At 64.4% G+C, this 21,788-nt stretch carries 24 protein-coding genes; 8 read left to right on the forward strand and 16 right to left on the reverse strand.

Annotated elements, in window-relative coordinates:
* Nucleotides 1-445: 445 nt before the first annotated feature.
* On the reverse strand, nt 446-1,648 hold the full coding sequence (locus Q8N40_RS15460) for an FAD-dependent monooxygenase (RefSeq protein ID WP_305321955.1): 1,203 nt from the start codon (nt 1,646-1,648) through the stop codon (nt 446-448).
* 7 nt (nt 1,649-1,655) lie between these two features.
* On the reverse strand, nt 1,656-1,901 hold the full coding sequence (locus Q8N40_RS15465) for a zinc-finger domain-containing protein (RefSeq protein WP_305321956.1): 246 nt from the start codon (nt 1,899-1,901) through the stop codon (nt 1,656-1,658).
* A gap of 237 nt (nt 1,902-2,138) precedes the next feature.
* Between Q8N40_RS15465 and Q8N40_RS15470 the strand changes: the two genes are divergently transcribed.
* Together Q8N40_RS15470 and Q8N40_RS15475 are read left to right on the forward strand one after the other, a co-directional pair.
* Complete coding sequence (locus Q8N40_RS15470) at nt 2,139-3,281, forward strand: hypothetical protein (protein WP_305712422.1); 1,143 nt, start codon at nt 2,139-2,141, stop codon at nt 3,279-3,281.
* A gap of 59 nt (nt 3,282-3,340) precedes the next feature.
* Nucleotides 3,341-4,093 carry an alpha/beta fold hydrolase gene (locus Q8N40_RS15475; RefSeq protein WP_305321958.1) on the forward strand — a complete coding sequence of 251 codons (753 nt, stop codon included), beginning with the start codon at nt 3,341-3,343 and terminating at the stop codon, nt 4,091-4,093.
* On the opposite strand, the gene Q8N40_RS15480 is transcribed toward Q8N40_RS15475, so the two are convergent.
* Nucleotides 4,079-5,395: a hypothetical protein gene (locus Q8N40_RS15480; protein WP_305712423.1), complete on the reverse strand. Its 1,317-nt coding sequence runs from the start codon at nt 5,393-5,395 to the stop codon at nt 4,079-4,081. The genes Q8N40_RS15475 and Q8N40_RS15480 overlap by 15 nt on opposite strands.
* 334 nt (nt 5,396-5,729) lie before the next feature.
* Here Q8N40_RS15480 and cysE point away from each other — a divergent pair, with 334 nt between their 5' ends.
* Together cysE and Q8N40_RS15490 are read left to right on the forward strand one after the other, a co-directional pair.
* A complete protein-coding gene (gene cysE / locus Q8N40_RS15485; protein ID WP_305712424.1) occupies nt 5,730-6,557 on the forward strand; it encodes a serine O-acetyltransferase in 828 nt (275 codons plus the stop codon).
* Between the two features lie 130 nt (nt 6,558-6,687).
* Nucleotides 6,688-6,906 (forward strand): DUF3126 family protein, encoded by a 219-nt coding sequence (locus tag Q8N40_RS15490; protein WP_304737509.1) that lies wholly within the window; start codon nt 6,688-6,690, stop codon nt 6,904-6,906.
* Between the two features lie 19 nt (nt 6,907-6,925).
* On the opposite strand, the gene Q8N40_RS15495 is transcribed toward Q8N40_RS15490, so the two are convergent.
* Nucleotides 6,926-7,636, reverse strand: a complete 711-nt coding sequence (locus Q8N40_RS15495) for a hypothetical protein (RefSeq protein ID WP_305712425.1) — start codon at nt 7,634-7,636, stop codon at nt 6,926-6,928.
* Between the two features lie 233 nt (nt 7,637-7,869).
* On the opposite strand from Q8N40_RS15495, the gene Q8N40_RS15500 reads away from it, so the two are divergent.
* From Q8N40_RS15500 to Q8N40_RS15510, 3 genes are all read left to right on the forward strand, one after another.
* Nucleotides 7,870-8,199, forward strand: coding sequence for a hypothetical protein (locus tag Q8N40_RS15500; RefSeq protein WP_305320247.1), 330 nt, complete (start codon nt 7,870-7,872; stop codon nt 8,197-8,199).
* Between the two features lie 47 nt (nt 8,200-8,246).
* Nucleotides 8,247-8,777 carry a gamma carbonic anhydrase family protein gene (locus tag Q8N40_RS15505; protein ID WP_305712426.1) on the forward strand — a complete coding sequence of 177 codons (531 nt, stop codon included), beginning with the start codon at nt 8,247-8,249 and terminating at the stop codon, nt 8,775-8,777.
* Between the two features lie 212 nt (nt 8,778-8,989).
* Nucleotides 8,990-9,154 (forward strand): hypothetical protein, encoded by a 165-nt coding sequence (locus Q8N40_RS15510; RefSeq protein ID WP_305320245.1) that lies wholly within the window; start codon nt 8,990-8,992, stop codon nt 9,152-9,154.
* A gap of 253 nt (nt 9,155-9,407) precedes the next feature.
* Here Q8N40_RS15510 and Q8N40_RS15515 read toward each other — a convergent pair whose 3' ends face one another.
* From Q8N40_RS15515 to Q8N40_RS15535, 5 genes are all read right to left on the reverse strand, one after another.
* Nucleotides 9,408-9,905 carry a hypothetical protein gene (locus Q8N40_RS15515; RefSeq protein ID WP_305320244.1) on the reverse strand — a complete coding sequence of 166 codons (498 nt, stop codon included), beginning with the start codon at nt 9,903-9,905 and terminating at the stop codon, nt 9,408-9,410.
* 81 nt (nt 9,906-9,986) lie between these two features.
* Complete coding sequence (locus tag Q8N40_RS15520; RefSeq protein ID WP_305712427.1) at nt 9,987-10,286, reverse strand: hypothetical protein; 300 nt, start codon at nt 10,284-10,286, stop codon at nt 9,987-9,989.
* A 403-nt stretch (nt 10,287-10,689) separates the two neighbouring features.
* Nucleotides 10,690-11,310 (reverse strand): transglutaminase-like cysteine peptidase, encoded by a 621-nt coding sequence (locus tag Q8N40_RS15525; protein WP_305320242.1) that lies wholly within the window; start codon nt 11,308-11,310, stop codon nt 10,690-10,692.
* A gap of 330 nt (nt 11,311-11,640) precedes the next feature.
* Nucleotides 11,641-12,255, reverse strand: coding sequence for a PilZ domain-containing protein (locus tag Q8N40_RS15530; RefSeq protein WP_304871599.1), 615 nt, complete (start codon nt 12,253-12,255; stop codon nt 11,641-11,643).
* A 91-nt stretch (nt 12,256-12,346) separates the two neighbouring features.
* Nucleotides 12,347-12,895, reverse strand: a complete 549-nt coding sequence (locus Q8N40_RS15535) for an MFS transporter (protein WP_305712428.1) — start codon at nt 12,893-12,895, stop codon at nt 12,347-12,349.
* Between the two features lie 146 nt (nt 12,896-13,041).
* On the opposite strand from Q8N40_RS15535, the gene Q8N40_RS15540 reads away from it, so the two are divergent.
* The gene (locus tag Q8N40_RS15540) at nt 13,042-14,193 is read left to right on the forward strand and encodes a zinc-binding dehydrogenase (RefSeq protein WP_305320239.1); all 1,152 of its coding nucleotides are present in this window, start codon (nt 13,042-13,044) and stop codon (nt 14,191-14,193) included.
* Between the two features lie 300 nt (nt 14,194-14,493).
* On the opposite strand, the gene Q8N40_RS15545 is transcribed toward Q8N40_RS15540, so the two are convergent.
* The 7 genes from Q8N40_RS15545 to Q8N40_RS15575 form a co-directional block, all read right to left on the reverse strand.
* Nucleotides 14,494-14,778: a hypothetical protein gene (locus tag Q8N40_RS15545; RefSeq protein ID WP_305712429.1), complete on the reverse strand. Its 285-nt coding sequence runs from the start codon at nt 14,776-14,778 to the stop codon at nt 14,494-14,496.
* A 65-nt stretch (nt 14,779-14,843) separates the two neighbouring features.
* Nucleotides 14,844-15,926, reverse strand: a complete 1,083-nt coding sequence (locus Q8N40_RS15550) for an ABC transporter ATP-binding protein (protein ID WP_305712430.1) — start codon at nt 15,924-15,926, stop codon at nt 14,844-14,846.
* Nucleotides 15,923-16,903 carry an ABC transporter ATP-binding protein gene (locus Q8N40_RS15555; RefSeq protein ID WP_305712431.1) on the reverse strand — a complete coding sequence of 327 codons (981 nt, stop codon included), beginning with the start codon at nt 16,901-16,903 and terminating at the stop codon, nt 15,923-15,925. Before Q8N40_RS15555 ends, Q8N40_RS15550 begins: the two co-directional genes overlap by 4 nt.
* Nucleotides 16,903-18,465: an ABC transporter substrate-binding protein gene (locus tag Q8N40_RS15560; RefSeq protein ID WP_305712432.1), complete on the reverse strand. Its 1,563-nt coding sequence runs from the start codon at nt 18,463-18,465 to the stop codon at nt 16,903-16,905. The genes Q8N40_RS15555 and Q8N40_RS15560 overlap by 1 nt, the downstream gene beginning before the upstream one ends.
* Nucleotides 18,462-19,349, reverse strand: coding sequence for an ABC transporter permease (locus Q8N40_RS15565; RefSeq protein WP_305322154.1), 888 nt, complete (start codon nt 19,347-19,349; stop codon nt 18,462-18,464). Before Q8N40_RS15565 ends, Q8N40_RS15560 begins: the two co-directional genes overlap by 4 nt.
* Nucleotides 19,346-20,284, reverse strand: coding sequence for an ABC transporter permease (locus Q8N40_RS15570; RefSeq protein ID WP_305712433.1), 939 nt, complete (start codon nt 20,282-20,284; stop codon nt 19,346-19,348). The genes Q8N40_RS15565 and Q8N40_RS15570 overlap by 4 nt, the downstream gene beginning before the upstream one ends.
* A 349-nt stretch (nt 20,285-20,633) precedes the next feature.
* Nucleotides 20,634-21,191: a PAS domain-containing protein gene (locus tag Q8N40_RS15575; RefSeq protein ID WP_305712434.1), complete on the reverse strand. Its 558-nt coding sequence runs from the start codon at nt 21,189-21,191 to the stop codon at nt 20,634-20,636.
* Between the last annotated feature and the right edge of the window lie 597 nt (nt 21,192-21,788).

The following is a 21,788-nucleotide window of genomic DNA, read 5'->3' on the forward strand; positions in this document are numbered from 1 at the left end:
GTCAAGTTCGCAGCTTCAGGCGGCGCGGGCGACGGTGGCAAAAGTGCATGGCTCGCCGGGGAGATCACTTATAAGTCGTAAACCACTGCGCGGGGAATGCCGGGTGATTCCGGTGTGACCTGACAACGCGTGTGCGCTCTAGCCACTACCGTTGCACACGCGGCTATCGGGCGCATCGGGCGCCCGGCATTCCCCGCGCCCTCTGAATGGAGAGGGCGGCAAGTTTCCAGCAAACCTCGGGCGAAACGCGCCGCGAGATCGCGAAACTGTATCTTAAGTTTGAAATCGAAATCCCTCATCCGTCGTCCCTGCGAACGCCGGGATCCATATGCCGCGGCTTATCGGTGAGACGTTGGTGTTAGATACCTTCTGCAACAACAGACGACCGGGGTTATGGGTCCCTGCGTTCGCAGGGACGACACCGGATGATGCCGCAACCCACCCCTCACGCCCGCCAGTCGTAAATCCAGTCCTGCCGCGCCAGCATGCGTTGCGGGCCCGCGGCGCGGATGAACCAGTCGCGGGCCAGCGCCGCCGGGCCGGCCAGATGATAGATCGTGCCGTTGCGCCGTGCGGTGCGCTGCACCCGGCTGACGCGGGCGCGGCGCAGCTGGCCGTAGCGCTTCAGTGCGGCGGCCATGCCGGCGGCGCTTTCGCCGGCGCCTTCGCCCAGCACCTTGGCCAGCACCGCCGCGTCCTCGATCGCCATGCCGGCGCCCTGCGCTGCAAACGGCAGCATGGCGTGGACGGCGTCGCCCAGCAGCGCCACCGCGCCGTCGCTCCATTGGCCGCCCTCGGGCGCCGTGAACAGCGCCCATTTGCGCCAGTCGTCGACGGCGCCAAGCATCATCCGCGCCGGCGCGGGCCAGCGGTAGGTGGCAAACGCGTTCTTGATCTCGGCGGCCTCGCCGGGCGCGCTCCAGCCCGGCCGGTTCCAGGTGCCGGGCACCACGGCGACGACGTTGATCAGGCGCGCGCCCGAGATCGGGTAGGCGACCAGATGGGCGTTCGGCCCCATCCAGAGCTGGACCCGGCGCGAGGTGTATTCGCGCGGCAACTGGGTGGCGTCGAGCGTGCCGCGCCAGGCGATCAGGCCGGAGAATTGCGGCTGCACCTCGGGAAACAGGTGCTGCCGCACCGTCGACCAGATGCCGTCGGCGCCGATCAGCGCGGTCGCCCGTTCCTGCTGCCGCGTCATGCCGCTGCGCTGGACCACCGTCAGTCCCTTGGCGTGCGCGGTGACATCCTCGAACTGGCAGCCGAGCCTGAGCTCGATATCGGGATGATCGTTGACCGCCGCCGCCAGCGCGCCCTGCAGGTCGGCGCGATGCACCACCCAATAGGGCGCGCCGGCGCGAAAGGAGGCGGCCTCGCCGAGCGGCAGCCGTGCGATTTCGCCGCCGTGGCGGGCGCTCATGATGCTGACGGCCTCGGGGATCACCGCGCGCCCGGCGAGCCGCGGCTGCAGGCCGAGTTCGATCAGCACCCGGCTGGCGTTGGGCGACAATTGCAGGCCGGCGCCGGCTTCCTCGAGCCGTTCGGCCTTCTCCAGCACGACGATTCGAAACCCCTTGAAGGCAAGCGCCAGCGCCGCCGTCAGTCCGCCGATCCCGGCACCAGCGACGACGATGGTGCGTGAGATGGCCACAGGTCGATCAGGCGACCTTGTCTTTCAGCACGCATTCGGGAGGACGGGCCTGGCCGGCCCCAAGGTCGGCGGCGTAGCGATACAGCGTCGAGCAATAGGGGCAGATGATCTCGTTGTCGTTGCCGAGATCGAGGAACACATGGGGGTGGTCGAACGGCGGATTGGCGCCCACGCACATGAACTCCCGCGAACCGATCTCAATAACCGAAACGCCGGCATCATTGTGGAAGTGCGGAACGACGTGATCGGACATTGTATTTCACCCTGATGGCAAATGCGGCGGACGCGGTCATGGACGCAGGCTGGCAAGAGCGCCGCGCGCCATACTGATACTTGCGGAAAGTGCTGATTCCTAGAGCCCCGGGAGCTCATTTGCTCATGCAATTCGACACAATCCTGTCGTCCCAGAGAAGCCCTTCTTTCGTCGGGGCTGTTGTGTCCGAAAAACGGCACACCATCTTGAGGGGAGCGAAACACTGGGTTTTTCGGGATGAAGCGGTCGCGGATAGTTCCGGCGCTGGCTGGCTTGGCGGTGTTCGCCGTGGCGTTCGCGCTGCTGTGGCCGCACGCCCGCGACTCCTTCGCCGTGCTGGCGGCGCAGGACGATCCGGCCGAGCTTTCCGACGTCCAGTTCAGTTCTGCGTTGCGGAATAACGCCGCGGTGGTCTCCGAGAACATCGAGGCGGCGCTCGCCGCCAACGACGCCGATCTCGCCGACAGTTTTGTCAGCCTGGCCAGGGAAAAGAACATCCCGCTCGGCGACGACCTGGTGAAACGGGTGAGCGACAAGGTCGCGGAACACAATTCGACGTCGCACATTGCAAAACGCTTCGTCACCGGGTTCGTGGTCGGCGAGGCCGACGACGTCGCCAGCCTGTCCGGCACGGTGGCCGGCGATCTCTTCGTCTATGGCGACATCAGGGACGTGGTGCGCGAAGGCAAGAGCCTGGCGATGGGCGAAGACACCGACCAGCTGGTGCTGGGGCTCGCTGCCGTGGGCCTCGTGGTGACGGCGGCGACCTATGTCTCGGTCGGCGGCGTGGCGCCGCTGCGTGCCGGGCTGACGCTGGTCAAGGATGCCCGCAAGGTCGGGCGGCTCGGCGAGGGGCTGACGCTTTGGGCCGGCCGTTCGGCGCGCGAGATGGTCGACACGCCCGTGCTGCAGCACGCGATCGCCTCCGGCTCGGTGCTGCGGCCGGTCCAGACCATGACCGCGATCAAGGCGGCGTTCCGCGCCGAAAAGGCCGGCGCGCTGGTGCGCCTCGCCAAGGATGTCGGCCGGGTCGGCGAGAAGGCGGGTATCCGCGCCGCAAAAGACACACTGAAAATCGCCGAAGGCCCCAAGGATGTCGCGCGCGCCGCGCGGCTGGCGGAGGCCAAGGGCGGCCAGACCCGCGCGTTCCTCAAAGTGCTCGGCCGCGGCGCGCTGCTGCTGGTCACCGGGGCCTTCAATCTGACGATGTGGGTATTCGGCGCAATGGTCGCGCTGGCCGGCTTGCTGTCCTCGATCAAGGCCACCACCGAACGCCTGACCATGGCCTGGCTGCGCCGCAAGAAAGCCCGGCGGCTGCGCCGGCAGAGCGCGAATTCGGCCCTCGCGCCCTCTCTGGTGGGCACCGTCGCGCACGGCTAGGATCGCCGCCAGTTTTCCATTGCCGATCCCGTTGTCCCCAAAAAAATATGGAATTGCTGATGCCGAGTTTTCACAACGGCGAAGTTGAAATTGCCTATCTCGACGAAGGCGAGGGCGATCCGATCCTGCTGGTGCACGGCTTTGCCTCGACCGGGAACGTCAACTGGGTCTATCCGACCTGGGTGTCCGAGCTGAGGAAAAGCGGCCGCCGCGTCGTCGCGCTCGACAATCGCGGCCATGGCGATTCCGGCAAGCTCTATGACGCCGCGGCCTATGAGATCGCCATCATGGCCGGCGACGTCATCGCGCTGATGGATCATCTGAAGCTCGATCGCGCCGACGTGATGGGCTATTCGCTGGGCTCGCGGATGACGGCGATACTGGCGCGGCAGGCGCCGGCGCGGCTGCGCTCGGCGATTCTCGGCGGCATTGGCATCGGCCTGATCGAGGGCGGCGGCCCCGGCGAAAACGTCGCGGCAGCGCTCGAGGCGTCGTCGCTGCAGGACGTCACCGATCCGGTGGGACGGACCTTTCGCGCCTTCGCCGACCAGACCCGCAGCGACCGCCGGGCGCTGGCGGCCTGCCTGCGCGGCTCGCGCCGGCTGATGACCCGGCAGGAGGCAGCCGGCATTGCGGTGCCGGTGCTGATCGCGGTCGGCACCACGGATGACATCGCGGGTTCGGCGGATGCACTGGGAAAGATCATCCCCGGCGCCGAGGTGCTGCATATCCCGAACCGCGACCACATGCGGGCGGTCGGCGACAAGGTCTACAAGGCCGGCGTGCTGGATTTTCTCTCACGGCGGAAGTGAGGTTTCGGCTTCGTCGCCGCGGGTGAAATGCCTGACCAGCGCGATCAGCGCGACCAAGCTGGCGACCCAGGCGAGGCGCGCGCCGTAGCGGTCATGCGGTCCCGATATCACGCCGCAGACAAAGGCGTTGCCGAGAAGCGCGAGCGTCACCGTCGCCGCGAGCAGCGTGAGATCATCGAGCCGCCGGCGCCAGACCGCGATCGCGAAGATGGCAACGACCGCCAGCATCGAGGCCAGCGCGACCGGTACGTGCAGCCGGTTGATGGCGTCAAAATCGATGTCCCGGTGCTGCTGATACGCCGCGCGCATCGAGTTCAGCTGCGCCGGCAGATAACGCTCCATGATCCCGTAGGTGTGGCCAATCAAGCCGTTGGTGCCTTCGCCGGTTCCGACGAGCACCAATTGCTGCGCGGTGGCGACGATGGCGGCCTCGGCCTGCCGCAGCGGATATTCGACCAGCGACCGCCGCACGATCAGGCCCATCTCGTCGTTCAGGCCCTTGAAGCGGCCGAGATCGTCGAACACGCTGCTGCCCCACAAAAACCTGTCGGCGGTGGCCGGCAATGCATTGCGATAGGGGCAGAGCTTCAGTTGCTGCTGAGGGCAATGATCGTCGAGATATCGTTTGACGATGCCGTCCTGCAGCATCCGGCCGAACGCAACGCCGTAGCCGCCAGGCGTCCAGGCCAGCTGGCCCGATAGGGCGAGGTTGGCGGATAGCAGCATGGCGGCGCCGGCAACAAGCGTCAGGCTGCCTTGCAGCAGTCCGGAAACGGCGATCCGCCCGCGCAAGAAGGGGCGCGCAATCCAGCCGGCGCAGCACAGCCCGAGCAGCACCGCCAGCGTGGCGCTGTGGGTCGACGCGGCGAAGGCCGTGAACGCGAACAGCGAACATTTTTCAACACCGGAAATCTGCCTCCCGTGCACGACCAGGATGAACAGCGCCAGCACCGACAGACCTGTAAGGATGTCGGTCAGCAGCGTGGAGGCGAGCCAGGGCAGCGCGGTGGTCAGGGTCAAGGCGAGGCTGATCGCCATCAGCCGCCACGGCCGCAGCAGGCCGAACACGCGCAGCGCCAGTTGCAGGATCCAAAGCGTCGCCAGCGCCTGAATGCCCAGATTGATCCAGAAGCGCGACCCCTGGCCGAAATGCAGATAGAGCCCGAACACGGTGGACCGGCTTGGGACCAGATAGCCTTCGTACCACCGGGCCAGATAGCCACCGGTGTCATATTGCAGCAGCGGGTAGCCGTTCCACAACGCCGGCAGGACCAGCATCAGGGGGATCGCGACGGCCGCCATCCAGACCCAAGCCGGATCGGCCGCGCGCGCGCGCGATAAAGTATGCGTGTGAATGCTTCGTCCCCCCAGACCTGCAATCATCATGCCTCGACTGCCTTGCCAAAATCCACAGATAGTTGGAACCCGGGCCGCTTGATTTTCCGGAATGGCGCGCCACCTTGAGCCAACGTTTTCGGGAAGCGGATTTCGGCCCCGGCAGGAAATCGTGCCGTTTCAAGGTTTTGGCGCAGTTTCCTGAGAAGGGCTGCGGTTCGCCTGGCCTGATGCGGGACAGCCGTCCGCCCGTCGTGCTATGGTGCGCGCCGGGAACATCAGAATTTTGCGAGAGCAGCCCATGGCAGTGCATCAGATCAATCCGCAGAGCGCCAAACTGGCGGCGCTCGATCCGATCTGGGAGCGGGTGCGGACCGAGGCGGAGGATATCGTCCGCCGGGAGCCGGAGCTCGCCTCCTTCATCTATTCGACCGTGCTGCATCACGACCGGCTGGAAGCCGCCGTGGTGCATCGCATCGCCGAACGGCTCGACCATTCGGCGCTGTCGGGGGATTTGATCCGCCAGACCTTCGATGAGGCGCTGCGCGACGATCCCGATCTCGGCAATGCTTTCCGCGCCGACTTGGTGGCGGTGTTCGACCGCGATCCCGCGACCTCGCGGTTCATAGATCCCTTGCTCTATTTCAAGGGCTTTCATGCGATCCAGACCCACCGCCTGGCGCACTGGCTCTATCTGAAAGGCCGCAAGGACTTTGCCTATTATCTGCAGAGCCGCGCATCGGCGGTGTTCCAGACCGACATCAATCCCGCCGCAAAAATCGGCCGCGGCATCTTCCTCGATCACGCCACCGGTTTCGTGGTCGGCGAGACCGCGGTCATCGAAGACGACGTCTCGATCCTGCACGGCGTCACGCTCGGCGGCACCGGCAAGGAGAACGAGGATCGCCATCCCAAGATCCGGCGCGGCGTGTTGATCGGGGCGGGCGCCAAGATTCTCGGCAACATCGAGGTTGGCCATTGCGCCCGCATCGCCGCGGGCTCCGTGGTGGTGAAGCCGGTACCGCACAACGTCACCGTAGCGGGGGTTCCCGCCAGAATTGTCGGCGAGGCCGGCTGCGCCGAGCCATCGCGCACCATGGATCAGATGATCAACGCGATCGGAATTTGATTTCCAGGGGGCATTCCGCCAAAGCATGATTCCCGTAGGGAATCGCGCGCCGAATTCTGCAAGTTGGGCTGGCAGTTCGGCGCGACCCGGCCTAGAACTTCCCGAAACCTCAATCGTATTGGAGACTGCCGTGGACGTTCAGGAAGTCAGGAAACTCGACGCCTACCTCAAGCGCGTGTTCGGCAATCAAAAGCTTCGCGTGGTGCCGCGCCCGAAAAAGGACGACTCGGCCGAGGTCTATATCGGCGAGGAGTTCATCGGCGTGCTGTTCGTCGACGATGAAGACGACGACCGCTCGTTCCAGTTTCAGATGGCGATCCTCGAAGAGGATCTGGTCGATCAGGGCTGAGCAGCGTCAGACTGAATTATCACTTCGGCGCGTGCAGCTGCAGCGTCAGGCGGTCCATGGCATTGGCGACATCGCGCCATTGCGCCAGCCAGCTCCTTGGAAAGCGAAACGTCAGATCCGCGCCGTCGATGCGGCGCTCGCTCAGGCACATGCCGGGGGTGGCGGCGTCGCGCGTGCAGCGCGCGTAGAGGTTCGGCGCCTTCGCAAGGAACAGATCCTCGTTGCCGTAGGGCGTGCCGTCGCGAAATGCGCGCACCGTCAGACCGTCCTGTGCGGGCGGCGAGGCCTGTTCAAGATAGCGCGGATAGATGGTGCGCACGCGGGCATCCGGTGCCAGGATGTCATGATGCGCCGAAATTGACAGGAAGATCCGGTCGATCGGCTGTATCGAATCCTCGACGGTATCGGCGCTGACATGCTTAGGGGCGTCGGGAGCCTCCAGCGCGGGAAACGTGAAGCTGAGATCGACGCGTTCCTGCGGCCCCGAATGGCGCTGGATCTTGCGGCGCACCGCCATGGTCGGCACGTTGAAGAGGGACGCTCCGACGCTCACCGGCAGCCGCGCCGGACTGCTCGAAGCCTTGGGCCCGAAGGTCGGCCACAGCAAATAACCGACCACGGCAATCGCGCAGGCCGTCATTGCGCCCCCAACCATGACCGGAATCATGTGGCTGCGGCGACGCCGTCGCGAACGGCGGGCGATGTGCTGCACGGATGAAAGGAAGGTCATGAACCAAACAGCTTGAGGTGGCCCCGGGGCTCGAATCACCCGCAAATATGCCATGGGCCGGCCGGTTACCGCACGATTTCGCGCGGTTGGCACCGGCGCGAGCCATGTCCGGGGGGCGGTTCCGGACGCCGGCGTTAACCTTTCCTTAAGGATAGTGTGGCGGCAGCCGGCCAATTTTGCGATGCAAGGGACAGTTGCTGGACGTTGATGTTGTGTAGCGGAAGTGCCTTTTTATGTCGCCTGATGCGTTGAATTCCCTGTTCTCCCTTTGCATCGGCTTTGCGCTGGCGGGCGCGCTGACCAGCGGATATCAGGCCCTGGTGCAGCGCCCGGCGGGCTTCGGATTGTTGCAGGAGGGCGTGGCGCCGAAGGCTTTCGCGGCCGTTCCGTTCCTGGTGTTCGCCGCCCCCTTCATCATCATGCGCAACACGCTGCGCGGCGCGCGGATCGAACGCCGCCGCTTCCAGTTCGTGATGATGGCGACCGTGCTGGCGGGATTCTGGAGCATGATGTCCGGCACGTTCTTCCTGATGACGCTGCGCGCCGCCGGGGTGCTGGCCTGAGCCAAACGTCTATGCCAATGTCGCCGCGAACCGGAGACTGACTGGGCATGGCGATCTACGAACTTGACGGGCAGGCGCCCGAAACCCCCGCGGACGGAAACTACTTCATCGCCGATACCGCCACGGTGATCGGCAGAGTGCGCTTGCACAATGCCGCGAGCGTATGGTTCGGCGCGGTATTGCGCGGCGACAACGAGTGGATCGAGATCGGCGAAAATTCCAATGTGCAGGACAACTCGACCTGCCATACCGACATGGGTTTTCCGCTGACGATCGGAAAGAACTGCACGGTCGGTCACAACGTCATCCTGCACGGCTGCACGATCGAGGATGACGCGCTGGTCGGGATGGGTTCGATCGTGATGAACGGCGCCCGGATCGGCCGCGGCAGCGTCGTCGGCGCGGGCTCGGTGATCACGGAAGGCAAGCAGTTTCCCGAATATTCCCTGATCATCGGATCGCCGGCGCGGGTCATTCGCACGCTCGATCCCGCGCAAGTCGCCAAAATGGGAAGTGCGGCGAAATTCTACGTCGCCAACGGGGCTCGCTTCAAAAAGGGCATGAAGAAAATCGGCTGAAGCCTGCGGCGGTCAGCTGACGTCGCGGCGTAAACTTTTTCGCAGCGGGGGTGAGCGGACTGCCCCGGTGAGCCGCCCTCGGCGAGGGCTGGTAAGCCGGTCAAAAATGAAACCCGCCCGGGACGTGCGATTTTGGTATAGCATGCCCACGTGGCGATGATTTCCGCCTGTTCGCTGTTTACGCCGTTTGCCTCCTTTGATGGATGCTCACCATGCTCACAGCTCCCGTCTACACGTTGCTGCTCCTGGGCGTCATCGTCGGTCTCGGCGCCGCCTTTGTGTGGATGTTCTGGGAATTCGAGCAGATCAGGCTGCGCCGTCGTCGCGCTCGCTTCGGGGCGGTCGCCAGACCGCCGCGCCGGGACAGCCTGCGATAGCGCGCCGCCCGGCATCGCCGCATTGCGCCGATCGCTTGAGAAAAAACAAGGCCGTCGACGCAGTATAACGCCAACGGCCTTGCCAGCCCCGGATATTGAAATTGGCTTGCGCCATCCGGTGAATTGCATGATGCCCCGGAACATTACGGGCATATGTGATCCAGTTCACAATCGGCGAGAAAAAGTTCTGACGGGCCTGCCGGCGCGGGCCATTTAGGCGCGCGATGCTTTCGGTAACGGCACGGGCACGGGCTTAGCCCCGCGAATTGCCACGCTTGCGCTGCGACACGGCGCTGCGTTTTTTCTTGACCGACGACTTTCGAACCGACGGTGGACTTGAGGGTTCGGAACCCTGCGCGCTGGCGAAGGACTGGCGCAGGCCGTCGATCGCGCCGGTCAGGCTGCCGACCTGCTCGGACAGCCGCTTGGTCTCGGTTTGCTGCGCGGCCAGCAGCCGCCTGACGGTCTGCAGCTGGTCCTGCACCACCTGCAGCTGGTCGATCGACTCCTGCTGGGTGGCTTCCAGGCCCTTGGTTTTCTCCACCAGTTGCTCGGAAGCCTGAGCGGTGCGGGCCTGCAGCTGCCTGACCGCAACGACGCGGTCCGGTTCGGGCGAGTTGCCGGTGTAGCCGCGCCACAGCGCGATGGATCCGCCGCCGGCCACCAGGGCGACCAATATGGCGGCGGCGAGGGCAATCGGCTGCGAACTGATGCGCGAGAGGCCACTCTTCGTATCATTGAGATCGATCATGGGACTCCAAAGCCTGGCGGAAGGCGAAAGTTCCAGCACGCTCGACGCCTGCCCACCGGCACGGCGCTCATACAAAACGCTTCAGTAGCACGGATGTCGCCGGCCGTCCTGGCCGCGGTAGTTCGCCGACGATTGCCCGCAAAGGCGATCGAAGCCGTCATAGATGCCGTAGGGTCGTTCATTCAGCGGCACCACGACGCGGTCCGGCAGCGCCGTCGTTCCCGGGTAGAAATCGGCCGGGCCGTAATTATGGGAATAGTCGATGATCAGCGGAGCGACCGCCTGGGCCCGCTGGCGATGAACGCGAACGCCTGCATCGGCAGCAAACGCGGGCACGGAAACCACGAGCAACGCCGCGGCAGCCAGCAATTTCAACTTCATTTCGCCCTCGTTTACGATCAGGTGACGAATTCTAGCGGCATCGGGTGGGGCGGTAAAGGGAAGAGGGTGGTGGTGGAGGGCTCCTCCACCGGGCGTTGCCAGGGCGGTTGGAGCCGGGTCGCGACCCGAGCGGCCCTGGGATCATGCCCGGAAGGCAGCCGCAACGCTGACGCGGTGCTGGTTCGAACAAAAATATTGAAAACAACCCCATGTACAGTAGCCGGTGGTCGCCGCCAGGAATGCCGCTTCGTCTCGAATATCTTTTTATGTCAATGGCTTATGCCACAAAAAGTTGCGGCCAGCTCTTGGGGGAGAGCTGGCCGCGCGCGATCCGGTCTGGGACGGGGAGGGGTGGGGATGTGACCGGGTCGCGTGTCCTGTGATTCCCTGTTTCGGCTGTCTGTCAGCGATCCCTTGCGCTGGCGGTGGCGACGGCCGGGCGGTTGTCGCCCAGCGAAACCCATAGGTTGGGATCGCTCTGCGACTGACGCTTGACGAAGCGGTATCCGGTCTCGGTCCAGGCCAGGACGTTCTCGTTCTGGTTGTCGAGCACGAACTCGCCCTTGTCGCTCTTGACGGTCAGCACCGCGTGGCCTTCGCCCTTCTTGTCGCGCACCACCGTGATCAGCAGCGCTTCGCGCGGCCACCCGGCGTCGATCAGCATCTTGCGCTTCAGCAGCACGTAGTCCTCGCAGTCGCCGTAGCCGTCGGTCGGCAACGACCATTTCTCGATCGTGCCCCAATGATCCATGTCGGTCAGCGGCTTGATGCTCTCGTTGACCCATTTGTTGACCCGCACGAGGTCCCGCCATGCCGTCTGCGACATCACGATATCGCGCGGCTGCGAGGCGCGGCCCCGGCAATCCACCGGATTGTCGGCGCAGAATTCAACCCAGCCGATCGGCGGTCGCGTGGTGTCGCCAAGGCTGGCATAGAGCGTCTCACCCGCGGCCTGCGCCGGCGCATTCAATCCAATCAGGATGGCGACGACCGCCAGTCCTTTCCCCTGTCCCCAACCAAACATTGTGGCCCCCGTTTCTTGTTGGGACCATGTTTCGCACAAAGGTTTTGCGCCGCCGCTAAGTCGAGCAAGTACATTTGAGATGAACACTAGTAAAAGACGGGCTTAATTCGATCTATACTTGAATAAACTTAGATTAGAATTTTAGACAACTGCAATTGATTCAAATTTTAGGCATTAAGCCGCCGAGGCCCGCCGATGCTGGGTTTGCCAAGGCAAAAGCCCGCGACGTTAACCACAAGTTGCAGGCGGCAAACGGCGAAAGGCGGCATCCGCAACGCGGATACCGCCTTCAGGTCGGATCAAAGCAGGGGAATTGCGGGCTAAGGCGCTTTACCGCGCGGTAACCGCGTCCTCGAGCGTCTCGGCCAGCTGCTCGTGAACGAACTCCAGCGCAAAGCCTTCCTCGAGGTTTCGCACCACCCGGGACTGCACCTTGCCGAGCAGCACCAGCGATTTCAGCGGTGGGCGGTTTTCCGCGGCGATGGCGGCGCCCGACAGCGACATGTCGATGATCCGGCAGGTCATCTTGGTGCCGTCTTCCAGCGTGAGCAGCGAAATCGGGTTGCGCGGGATGATGCGGTCGTGGCGGCGGTCTTCCGGCAGGTTGAGGATGTCACGGTTGGCGAGCCAGGTCAGCTGCGCCGCCAGCTTGTCGCGCTTGCGGGCGGTTGCGCCCACGCTCATGGCAAAACCATTGTCGATGATGCGGGTGATCTTGCCCTCGACCCGGCCGATATGGTCGAGATAGGCGATCACGCGGTCGCCGACATTGCCGATGCCCGGCGCCAGCAGGGCGAGCCCGCCCGGCGACATATTGATGATCTGGCAGGGAAATTCGCGGCGATCCGGCAGCATGTAGCGGCCCAGCAGGTGAACCTTCACCCGCTGGAAGCGCCGGCGCTCCTCTGCGGCCGGCAAAATCGTTCGTCTGTGCGCTAACGCCATCTCGCCACCCGACCACCGGCTTTTCGGTGTCTCCAAACCCTACGGCCAGCAGGGTTAACGAGGAGTTAGCGGCGGTTGCGGGAAGGGTGGATCATGCCGCTTTCGGTATCGGATGCGGGATCCGGTTGAAGCCCCAAAGAATGAGCGGGCACAGCAGGATCATCGCCGCGCCGAAGTCGAACGCCGCCGCGGCGCTGCCGGTCCATTTGGCGCAGGCGCCGCCGATCACCGGGCCCAGCATCATGCAGGCGTAGAACATCGTGAAGAACAAGCCTATGCCGATCGCGCGGGTCTGAGGCTGCAGCGCGCGGGCGGGCAGGCTCATGATCGGGCCGGCGGGCAGGCCGCTCACCAGCCCGATCGCAACCACGGTTGCGATCACGGCATTGCTTCGCGGCAGCGCAATCATCAGGGCGGCGAACACGAGGCTGGCCGCCACCAGGATCAATTGCGGACGTCGGGTCCGGTCGGCGAGGAAGCCGCCAAAGGGGACCGAGAGGACCGCGATCCACAACACGATGCTGATGGCCGATCCGGCCGCGGCGATCGACCAGCCGCGCTCGACCAGCATGGTCGGGAGGCCATGGTGGCGCGAACCGCGAACAGAACGGCGAGGACAGACCAGCGATTGCGCATCCATCACTCCCGCACCGTTTGGTGGTGCAAACTGGGACCGCGGGCCGCGGCTGTCAACGCCGCCGACCATTTGGCATCCTCGCTGACTTCACATAACCTCCCGCCGCCCACGCAACTGAAATCAACAATCGCCGAAGGGCCGGAGGAAACATGCAACAGATCCGCGTCGCCACCTATGACGGGCCCGGCGCAAGCCCGGTCATCCGTACCGTGCCGTGGCCCAAAATTCCGAAGAAGGCGGCCTTGATAAAGGTCGGCGCCTGCGGCGTCTGCGGCACCGATCTGCATATTCTGAAGGGCCACTGGCCGAAACCGTTGCCGTGGCCGTTCACGCTCGGCCACGAGATCGGTGGCGTGCTGGTCGAGGTCGGCTCCGAGTTCAGGGAAGACTTCATGAGCAAGCCGCTGACGGTCGGCTCAAAAGTGATGATCCCGCCGCTGATGCCGTGCGGCAATTGCTATTACTGCATCCACTATCCCGCGAGCGCCAACAAGTGCCTGACGCCGGTGTATTACGGCCGCTATCTCGGCTTCGACAAGGCGCCGCATCTGTGGGGTGGCTGGGCCGAATATGTCTATGTCGATCTCGAGGAACTGCCGGGCACCAAGATCTACAAGCTGCCCGATGACATGTCGCTGCGGCTCGGCGCGTTGTCGGAGCCGCTGACCTCCTGCATTCGCGCCTTCAATCGCGCCACTCGCGCGGGCGGGTTTACCTGGGGCGATACCGTCGTCATCCAGGGCTCAGGTCCGATCGGAATCCTGGCGGTGGCGGCGGCGCTCGAAATGGGTGCAGGGCGGGTGATCTGCGTCGGCGCGCCGGAGGCGCCGCGGCTGGCGCTGGCGCGCAAGTTCGGCGCGGAGGCGACCGTCAATATCGAGGAGGTGACGACGCCGGAGGCACGCATCAAGGCGGTGCGCGATATCGTCGGCGGCTTCGGTGCCGATCTCGTGATGGATTGCTCGGGCCATCCGAGCGCCGGCCCCGAAGGCATCGAAATGCTGCGCGATGGCGGCACCTATGTCGAGATGGGCCAGTTCACCGATGCCGGCTCGATCAACACGTCATGGCACCGCATCTGCACCAAGGACCTCAACGTGCTCGGTTCCTGGGGTTTTACCGGCAACGATTTGCCGCTTGGCGTCGACATGCTCTATCGCACCCGAAACAAGTATCCGTGGCTGGAGATGCAGACGATCTATCCCTTCACCGAAGAAGGCATCGGCCGCGCCGTGGCGGATGCAATGGCGATGAAGACGGTGAAGTCGACCATCGTGCCGTGGCCGGAACTGGTGGAGTAGGGAAGCTCAACGGCCGAACCTTGAGCATGAGGTCGGGGATGCAGCCCCTATCGTCATTGCGAGCGCAGCGAAGCAATACATCTTTCTTTGCGCGGTGAGGGGTCGAGGGGACAGGGACGCGCGCCGTGCAATTAAATTGGGCAGGTGCGACAAGAAAAGAGCCGCCCGCTGCCCAGGACGGCTCAAAGTCGTAGCTTGATAAAAGCCAGGCTCGTGTACCGCCGTTACCTTGTTTGCGGCCATACGAGGTTCAACGGGTAGCAGGCGCGCCGCCGATTCGCTGTGACCTGGCTAACACACTCAATGACTGTCGAGCGGGGAAGGGGAAGCGAGCAGACCCTCCAGAACAAGCGCGGTCTGTAGCGACATCGTCGCGGTCTTGAGGTAGGCCGGCTCCTTCAGCGCATTGTTCAGCATCCGGATGGCGATGGTCCAATGGCTCTTGTCGCGCTGCTCCAGCGAAAGGCCGGCAAAAAAGGTCGCGGCCTCTCCCACGGTCGCAATCACCGTTCCGTCGACCAGTGTGAGGGGAAACGTGAGACGGGAGCTGTTGCTCAAGCCCGACAATGCAAAATCCTGCGCCATGGGGCTATCTTACGCCCCATAGGCCAGGAAGTTCCATCAATCTTGACGACGTCAGAGATGTAGCGTCAGACCTCGACTGTCCGCTTTTCCTTCGCCGCTTCGAACGCCGCCAGCCGCTCGGCGAATTTGCCGTTCGCGGCACCGGCGCGCGCGATGATGACGGGCACCGGCAGGGTTTCGAAGAAATGACAGGCGACACGGTGGCCGGGGGCGGCCTCGCGCAGCTTGGGCTCCTCCGCCGAGCAGCGCGGCTGGGCATGGACGCAGCGGGTATGGAAGCGGCAGCCGCTCGGCGGGTTGAACGGGCTCGGCACGTCGCCCTGCAGCATGACGCGCTTGGCGCGCAGGCTGGGGTCGGGCTTCGGAATCGCCGACAGCAGCGCATGGGTATAGGGATGCAGCGGCCTGGCGTAGATCGTCTTCTTGTCGGCGATCTCGACCAGCTTGCCGAGATACATCACCGCAACACGGTCGCTGATGTGTTTGACGACGGCGAGATCGTGGGCGATGAACAGATAGGACAGCCCGAAACGCTGCTGCAGGTTCTGCAGGAGGTTGACGATCTGCGCCTGGATCGAGACGTCGAGCGCCGACACCGGCTCGTCGCAGATGATCAGGTCGGGATTGACGGCGAGCGCGCGGGCGATCCCGATGCGCTGGCGCTGCCCGCCGGAGAACTGATGCGGATAGCGGCTTGCATGTTCGGGCAACAGGCCGACGATCTCCAGCAACTCGCGGCCGCGCGCCTCGCGCGAGGCGGCGTCGCCGATGTCGTGCACCCGCTGCGGCTCGGCCAGGATCTCGCCGACGGTCATGCGCGGATTGAGCGAGGCGTAGGGGTCCTGGAAGATGATCTGCATGTGGCGGCGCAGCCGGCGTAACGCATCCTTGCCGAGATTGGCGATCTCCTCGCCCTTGAAGCGCACCGAGCCCGACGTCGGGTCCATCAGGCGCAGCACCAGTCGTCCGGTGGTGGATTTGCCGCAGCCGGATTCGCCGACCAGCGCCAGCGTCTCGCCGCGCGCGATCTCGAAGCTCACATCCTCGACGGCGCGCACCAGCCCGACCTGGCGGCGCAGGATGATGCCGCGGCTGACCTGGAAATGCTTGACCAGGCCGTCGACCTGCAGGACCGGGACTTCACTCATGCCGCCACCTCGACCGGCGCCTTCCAGCAGGCGACCAGATGACCGGGCGCGATGTCGCGCAAGGGAGGCGGCTCCTGCCGGCAACGGCGGTCGGCGAACGGGCAGCGCGGCGCGAAGCGGCAGCCCCTGGGCTGGCTGTTGGGGCTCGGCACCGTGCCTTCGATGGTGGCAAGCCGTTTGCGCTCGACGTCGAGCCGCGGGATCGAGCCGAGCAGACCGATGGTGTAGGGGTGCTGCGGGTCGGCGAACAGGTCGTTGACGTCGGCGCTCTCGACGATCTGGCCGGCATACATCACCAGCACCTGGTCGGCGACTTCGGCGATGACGCCGAGATCGTGGGTGATGATCAGGATCGCCATGCCGAGCCGGCGCTGCAGGTCGCTCAGGAGGTCGAGGATCTGGGCCTGGATGGTGACGTCGAGCGCGGTGGTGGGCTCGTCCGCGATCAGAAGCGCCGGCTCGCACGACAGCGCCATCGCGATCATGACGCGCTGGCGCATGCCGCCGGACAGGCTGTGCGGATAGTCGTCGACGCGCTGCGCGGCCGAGGGGATCTTCACCAGTTCGAGCATTTCGACCGCACGCACCTTGGCGGCCTGCGGCGACATCGTGGTGTGGGCGAGGATCGCCTCCACGATCTGCTGGCCGATGGTGTGGACCGGGTTGAGCGAGGTCATCGGCTCCTGGAAGATCATCGACATCTTGCCGCCGCGCAGCTTGCGGCGTTCGTCGGCCGACAGCCTCAGCACGTCGCGGTCGCCGAACATCACGGCTTCGGCCTCGACGTTGCCCGGCGGGCTCGGCACCAGGCCCATGATGGAGAGCGACGTCACGCTCTTGCCGCAGCCGGATTCACCGACCAGGCCAACGGTGCGGCCGCGCGGCACGCTGAAGCTGATGCCGTCGACGGCGCGGAACAGCCCGCGATCCGTCGCGAAGTGGGTCTTGAGGCCACGAACCTCCAGGAGCTTTTCCATCAGTAGGAGTAATCCAGACCCTTGTAGAAGGTGTTCTGATAGAGCATGTGCGGCCGCACCCCGTTCATCTTCTTCAGGCTCGTCGTGAACATCGCGATATTCATCACCGGCATCCACAGATGCTCGCCCATCACCTTTTCCTGCACGCGGGCGTAGTTGAGCGCACGGTCGGCGTCGGTCAGTGCGGCGCGGCCGGCTTGCAGCCACGCGTCGGTCTCGGGATCCTTCCAGTTCATGCGGTTGGGCGTCGGGATGTTTTGCGAGTTGAAGTAGATGTTCATCAGCTCGCCCGCGGAAATGTAGGGCACCGTCACCGTCCACAGCTCGTAATCCTGCTTGGCCATCTCGGCGGGTGCGATCGTGGAATCGTAGCCGACGATCTTCCAGTCGACGCCGATCTTGCGCATAAAGCCCTGGATCGCCTCGGAGACGCGCGGGAAATAGGCGACCTGCGTGAACACCACCTTCGGCGCGAGCTTGACGCCGTCCTTTTCGCGGATGCCGTCGGAGCCGACCATCCAGCCGGCTTCATCCAGCAGCTTCTTGGCGCGTTCGACGTCTTCCTTGATGACACCGGTGGTCTTGGTGGCGAAGTCGAGCGCCTTGGGATCGACGAAGGTGAACGCTGGCTCGGCATTGCCGAACATGATTCCCTTGACGATGTCGGCACGGTTGATGGCGATGTTCATCGCCTCGCGCACGCGCTTGTCGGCCACCATCGGCCGCGAGATCTTGTAGCCGTAATACATCAGCTGAAAGTTGGGCTTGGCCTCCTGGACCGTGAGGTTTGGCGCGGACTTGACCTGCTGGATGAACTGCAGCGGAATCTGGTGGGTGACGTCGAACTGCCCGCCCAGCATGGCGGCGACGCGGCTGGCGTCCTCCGGCACGATCTTGATGCTGAGCTTCTCGAACTTCACCGGGCCCTTGTTCTTGTACATCGACGGCCCCCATTTGTAGGCGTCGTGGCGCTTCAGCACGATCTCGGTGCGCGGCTGCCAGCTCTCGAAGCACCACGGTCCGGTGCCGTCGATCGACTTGATGCCGTAGTCCTTGCCCAGCGATTCCACGCTTTCCTGGTTATGGATGGCGTTGGTGTACATGGTGAGCTGCAGCAGCAGTTCGGAATAGGGTTCGTTCAGTTCGTATTCGACGGTATAGGGATCGGGCGCACGCAATTCCTTGATGTTGCCGGCGCGCCAGGCGTAGGGCGCCTTGGTGTCCGGATCCTTCAGGCGCTTGAAGCTGTAGATCACATCCGCGGCGGTGAATTTCTTGCCGCTGCAGAACTGTACGTCGTCGCGCAGCTTGAAGGTGTAGGTCTTGCCATCCGGCGTGATCGTCCACGACTTGGCGAGATAGGGGATCGGCGTGCGGCCGTCCCAATCGAGCGCCACCAGCGTGTCCTGGAACATGTTGACGATATCCGAGGTTGGCCCCCATGTGGTGCGCTGGCCATCGTAATGTGGCGCGTCGATCGACTTCATCAATTTGAGCGTCTGGGCCGATGCAGAAGACGAAAAGCCCAGCGCGAATGCTACAGCCAGAACCGTTCTGATCATGTTTGCAGTCTCGGATCGAGGACGTCGCGGAAGGCGTCGCCCAGAAGGTTGGCGGCCAGCACGATCACGAAGATCGCGAAGCTCGGGATCGTCGCGATGTGCGGCGCCATGAACAGGAAGTCGCGGCCCTGGGCCGCCATCATGCCGAGTTCGGCGGTCGGCGGTTGCGCGCCCATGCCGAGGAAGCCGAGCGCCGAGCCGATCAGGATGATCTGGCCGAAGCGCAAGGTGAGAAACACGAAGATCGTCGAAATGCAGTTGAGCGTCAGGTAGCGCCAGATCAGGGCGCCGTCCGACACGCCCACCGCGCGGCCGGCTTCCATGAATTCCTGGCCCATCACGCCGACCGCGGCGCCTCGCGCCACCCGCGCGACATCGGGCACGGTGGCAACGACCAGCGCGATCACCACAGCGGTGAGGCCTGCTCCGAAGATCGCGGCCACTGCGAGCCCGATCAGGATGGCGGGGAACGCCAGCATCACGTCGACCAGCCGCATGATCCAGCCGTCCAGCCGCCGGTAATAGGCGGCGAGGATGCCCAGCACGCCGCCGAGCAGGCCGCCGACGATCACGCCGACCAGACCGAGCATCAGGGTGCTGCGGGTGCCGAAGATGATGCGGCTGAGAATATCGCGGCCGGTGTTGTCGGTGCCGAACCAGTGCTGGGCACTGGGCGTCTGCATCACCTTGGTGAGGTCGGTATAGTAGGGATCGTAGGGCGCGATCCACGGCGCAAACACTGCCGCCAGCACGATTCCGGTGAGCAACACAGCGGCGGTCGCCGCCACCCGGTCGCGCGCCAGCCGGCGCATGATGCCGGCGCGGGCAAACACCGTTGCTTCGGGGTCCACGGCAAAGGGGGTTTCGAGGGCCTCGACGCTCATCTGCGCTGCACCCTCGGATCGAGATAGACGTAGAGTACGTCGACGATGAGATTGATCGACAGGAAGGCGATGGCGAGGATCATGATCGCGCCTTGCGCGGTCGGGAAATCGCTGGAGACGATGGCGCCGACTGCGAGCCGGCCGACGCCGGGCCAGGAGAACATGGTTTCCGTGACCACGGCGCCGCCGAGCAGGAAGGCCGCCTGCAGTCCGATCAGGGTGACGACGGGGATCATGGCATTGCGCAGCGCATGATGGATGATCACCACGGTCTCGCGCAGTCCCTTGGCGCGCGCCGTGCGCACGAAATCGGCGCCCAGCACTTCGAGCACCGCGGTGCGCGTCAGCCGCGCGATCGGTCCGATCAGCACGAGGCCGAGCGTCGTGGCGGGCAGGATCAGGCTTGGCAAGCCGCCGTCCCAGACCGGACCGGTGCGGCCGGTGAACGGCAGCAACGCCCATTTGTAGCCGACATACTGGATCAGGATCAGGCCGATGAAGAACACCGGCATCGAAACGCCCGCCACCGAGCAGGCCATGATGACGCGATCGGAGAGGCGACCGCGATTCACCGCCGCCAGCGTTCCCAAACCGAGGCCGCTGGGCACCGCGATCAGCATCGCTCCCAGCATCAGCTCCACCGTCGGGCCGATGGTCATCGCCAGTTCTTCGCTCACCATCCTGTTGGAAATGATCGAGCGGCCGAGATCGCCGCGCAGAACCCGCAGGATGTATTCGAAGAACTGGACGGGAATCGAGCGGTCGAGGCCGAGCTCCAGACGGATGGCGGCGATGGTCTCGGCCTTGGCGTCGGGCCCGGCGATGATCATCGCCGGATCGGCCGGCACCACCTGCAACAGACAAAAACAGAGGAAGAGAACCCCGAGCAAGGCGGGGAAGGAAATCAGCAGACGATGGACAATCTGTTGTCCCATGCGACGCCCACGGACACATTAGGCCAATGGGAAGCGACGCCGCTTACGCGAACGTTGTGCAGTCCCCTCCCTGGCAGCCGCGCTTCGTCCGACGTGCGCGAGCTTTGATTGTTTCGGGATACTGGCATGCGCTGGACGCGGCGTCACGCCCAATTTGTAAAACCGTTTCCGATTGCGCGCCCGTGTCGCGTGCAACCATGGCGATGCCTCGCGGCGCAGGGCGCGCGCATGATGAAGGCAAGCGGGGCTGACATTTTCGGAGGCGGCGGAAGCCGGCGCTAATTCCGCCACACGATAAATGCGGTCGTCCCCAAGCGGTGATGCCGGATTCTGATTCTGCGGGAAGCGTTCAGCGCAGCCCTTCATACACCATGAAGCCGCGCGCGACCGCGAGCTTGCGCAACGCGCGCGGAACGAATTTCTGCGTTTGATGGCCGATGTAACGCCACGACGTCAGTTTGAAATCGCTGAGCTGGCGATGATCGTTTTCGAACGGCGCCAGCAATCCGGTCAGGCTCAACGGTGAATGCGCGCGGGTGTTGAACGGCAGCAGCAGCAATTCCAGATGCGCCGGCCTGCCATCCTGCGAGACGGCGGTAATGCCGGCGACCGCCGCCAGCATTTCTTCCGAAACAACCGCGATGATGTCCTCGATCTCGCGGCGGGTGTCGGCTGAAAACAGCGCGGAGAAACTGCGATGCTTCAGATCGCAGCCGAGCAGGGCGCAGACTCGCGTTCCGGCGACCCGAAACGGGTAACCGGCGGCGCTGTCGTAGGACAGCACGAAGATATCGCCGAGCAGTTCGCGCACCGCGCCGGGTTCGATCTCGCTGCGATCGGGTGCGCGCGCCTCACCGCGCTTCCGGTCCCAATAGGCGAAGAACTCTAGGCTTGACGGATGTTTCATTATTCAGCCTTGCCCCTCGCGCCCGGACAGGACAGGCGGGACAGATCTGTCCCGCTTTCGCCCACGCGCATTCCCCGGTTTGTTTTGCAAGAGGGGCATTGCAGCGTCCATGCCGTGGGCGCGTTTTCGCCGCCCCGGCGGCGTCTTTGCGCCGTTAACGTTAAATTAACTATCGCCTTGGGGATCGGCGTGGTGGTGGCTAAGGTCCACTCGCTCACGTTCGCCGGTTTTCTCCAGGGGCCGGCGGGTTGTTACGTTACACAGGCGGCGTCAAACAGTTTGGTCATCGCGCGGGGAGGGGTGGGGATGTCACCCGGGACCTCGGTGCGAAAAGATCGACACGGATGAGGGAGGGTGTCTCAGCACCCTCCCTTTTTCTTTGGCTTTACATATTGTGCCCCAGAGCAGCAGCGTGAAGACGCTGCACCGCGTCGGGACACGAGAGACGCCGTATGTGCCCTTGCGCTGCCCGGCCAAGCCGCCTATTGGGGCGCAATCGCTCCCGTGAGCTGCTTGCTTCAGGTCTTGATCCCTTGGAATCTCCGCCAGAATTGTCGCAGGACAGCCCGCGCGAACCGATCCTGACGCTGCCCGGCG

It is taken from the genome of Bradyrhizobium sp., from assembly GCF_030693485.1.
Lineage (GTDB): Bacteria > Pseudomonadota > Alphaproteobacteria > Rhizobiales > Xanthobacteraceae > Bradyrhizobium.

Bases quoted from the DNA above. Each gene is read 5' to 3' on its own strand.
- Q8N40_RS15510 (WP_305320245.1), top strand. From the start codon at position 8,990: ATGCTCACAGCTCCCGTCTACACGTTGCTGCTCCTGGGCGTCATCGTC.
- Q8N40_RS15515 (WP_305320244.1), bottom strand. From the start codon at position 9,905: ATGATCGATCTCAATGATACGAAGAGTGGCCTCTCGCGCATCAGTTCG.
- Q8N40_RS15500 (WP_305320247.1), top strand. From the start codon at position 7,870: ATGTCGCCTGATGCGTTGAATTCCCTGTTCTCCCTTTGCATCGGCTTT.
- Q8N40_RS15520 (WP_305712427.1), bottom strand. From the start codon at position 10,286: ATGAAGTTGAAATTGCTGGCTGCCGCGGCGTTGCTCGTGGTTTCCGTG.
- Q8N40_RS15575 (WP_305712434.1), bottom strand. From the start codon at position 21,191: ATGAAACATCCGTCAAGCCTAGAGTTCTTCGCCTATTGGGACCGGAAG.
- Q8N40_RS15495 (WP_305712425.1), bottom strand. From the start codon at position 7,636: ATGACCTTCCTTTCATCCGTGCAGCACATCGCCCGCCGTTCGCGACGG.
- Q8N40_RS15470 (WP_305712422.1), top strand. From the start codon at position 2,139: ATGAAGCGGTCGCGGATAGTTCCGGCGCTGGCTGGCTTGGCGGTGTTC.
- Q8N40_RS15555 (WP_305712431.1), bottom strand. From the start codon at position 16,903: ATGGAAAAGCTCCTGGAGGTTCGTGGCCTCAAGACCCACTTCGCGACG.
- Q8N40_RS15550 (WP_305712430.1), bottom strand. From the start codon at position 15,926: ATGAGTGAAGTCCCGGTCCTGCAGGTCGACGGCCTGGTCAAGCATTTC.
- Q8N40_RS15480 (WP_305712423.1), bottom strand. From the start codon at position 5,395: ATGGCGGCCGTCGCGATCCCCCTGATGCTGGTCCTGCCGGCGTTGTGG.
- Q8N40_RS15465 (WP_305321956.1), bottom strand. From the start codon at position 1,901: ATGTCCGATCACGTCGTTCCGCACTTCCACAATGATGCCGGCGTTTCG.
- Q8N40_RS15475 (WP_305321958.1), top strand. From the start codon at position 3,341: ATGCCGAGTTTTCACAACGGCGAAGTTGAAATTGCCTATCTCGACGAA.
- Q8N40_RS15530 (WP_304871599.1), bottom strand. From the start codon at position 12,255: ATGGCGTTAGCGCACAGACGAACGATTTTGCCGGCCGCAGAGGAGCGC.
- Q8N40_RS15570 (WP_305712433.1), bottom strand. From the start codon at position 20,284: ATGGGACAACAGATTGTCCATCGTCTGCTGATTTCCTTCCCCGCCTTG.
- Q8N40_RS15560 (WP_305712432.1), bottom strand. From the start codon at position 18,465: ATGATCAGAACGGTTCTGGCTGTAGCATTCGCGCTGGGCTTTTCGTCT.
- cysE (WP_305712424.1), top strand. From the start codon at position 5,730: ATGGCAGTGCATCAGATCAATCCGCAGAGCGCCAAACTGGCGGCGCTC.
- Q8N40_RS15540 (WP_305320239.1), top strand. From the start codon at position 13,042: ATGCAACAGATCCGCGTCGCCACCTATGACGGGCCCGGCGCAAGCCCG.
- Q8N40_RS15505 (WP_305712426.1), top strand. From the start codon at position 8,247: ATGGCGATCTACGAACTTGACGGGCAGGCGCCCGAAACCCCCGCGGAC.
- Q8N40_RS15535 (WP_305712428.1), bottom strand. From the start codon at position 12,895: ATGGATGCGCAATCGCTGGTCTGTCCTCGCCGTTCTGTTCGCGGTTCG.
- Q8N40_RS15545 (WP_305712429.1), bottom strand. From the start codon at position 14,778: ATGGCGCAGGATTTTGCATTGTCGGGCTTGAGCAACAGCTCCCGTCTC.
- Q8N40_RS15565 (WP_305322154.1), bottom strand. From the start codon at position 19,349: ATGAGCGTCGAGGCCCTCGAAACCCCCTTTGCCGTGGACCCCGAAGCA.
- Q8N40_RS15525 (WP_305320242.1), bottom strand. From the start codon at position 11,310: ATGTTTGGTTGGGGACAGGGGAAAGGACTGGCGGTCGTCGCCATCCTG.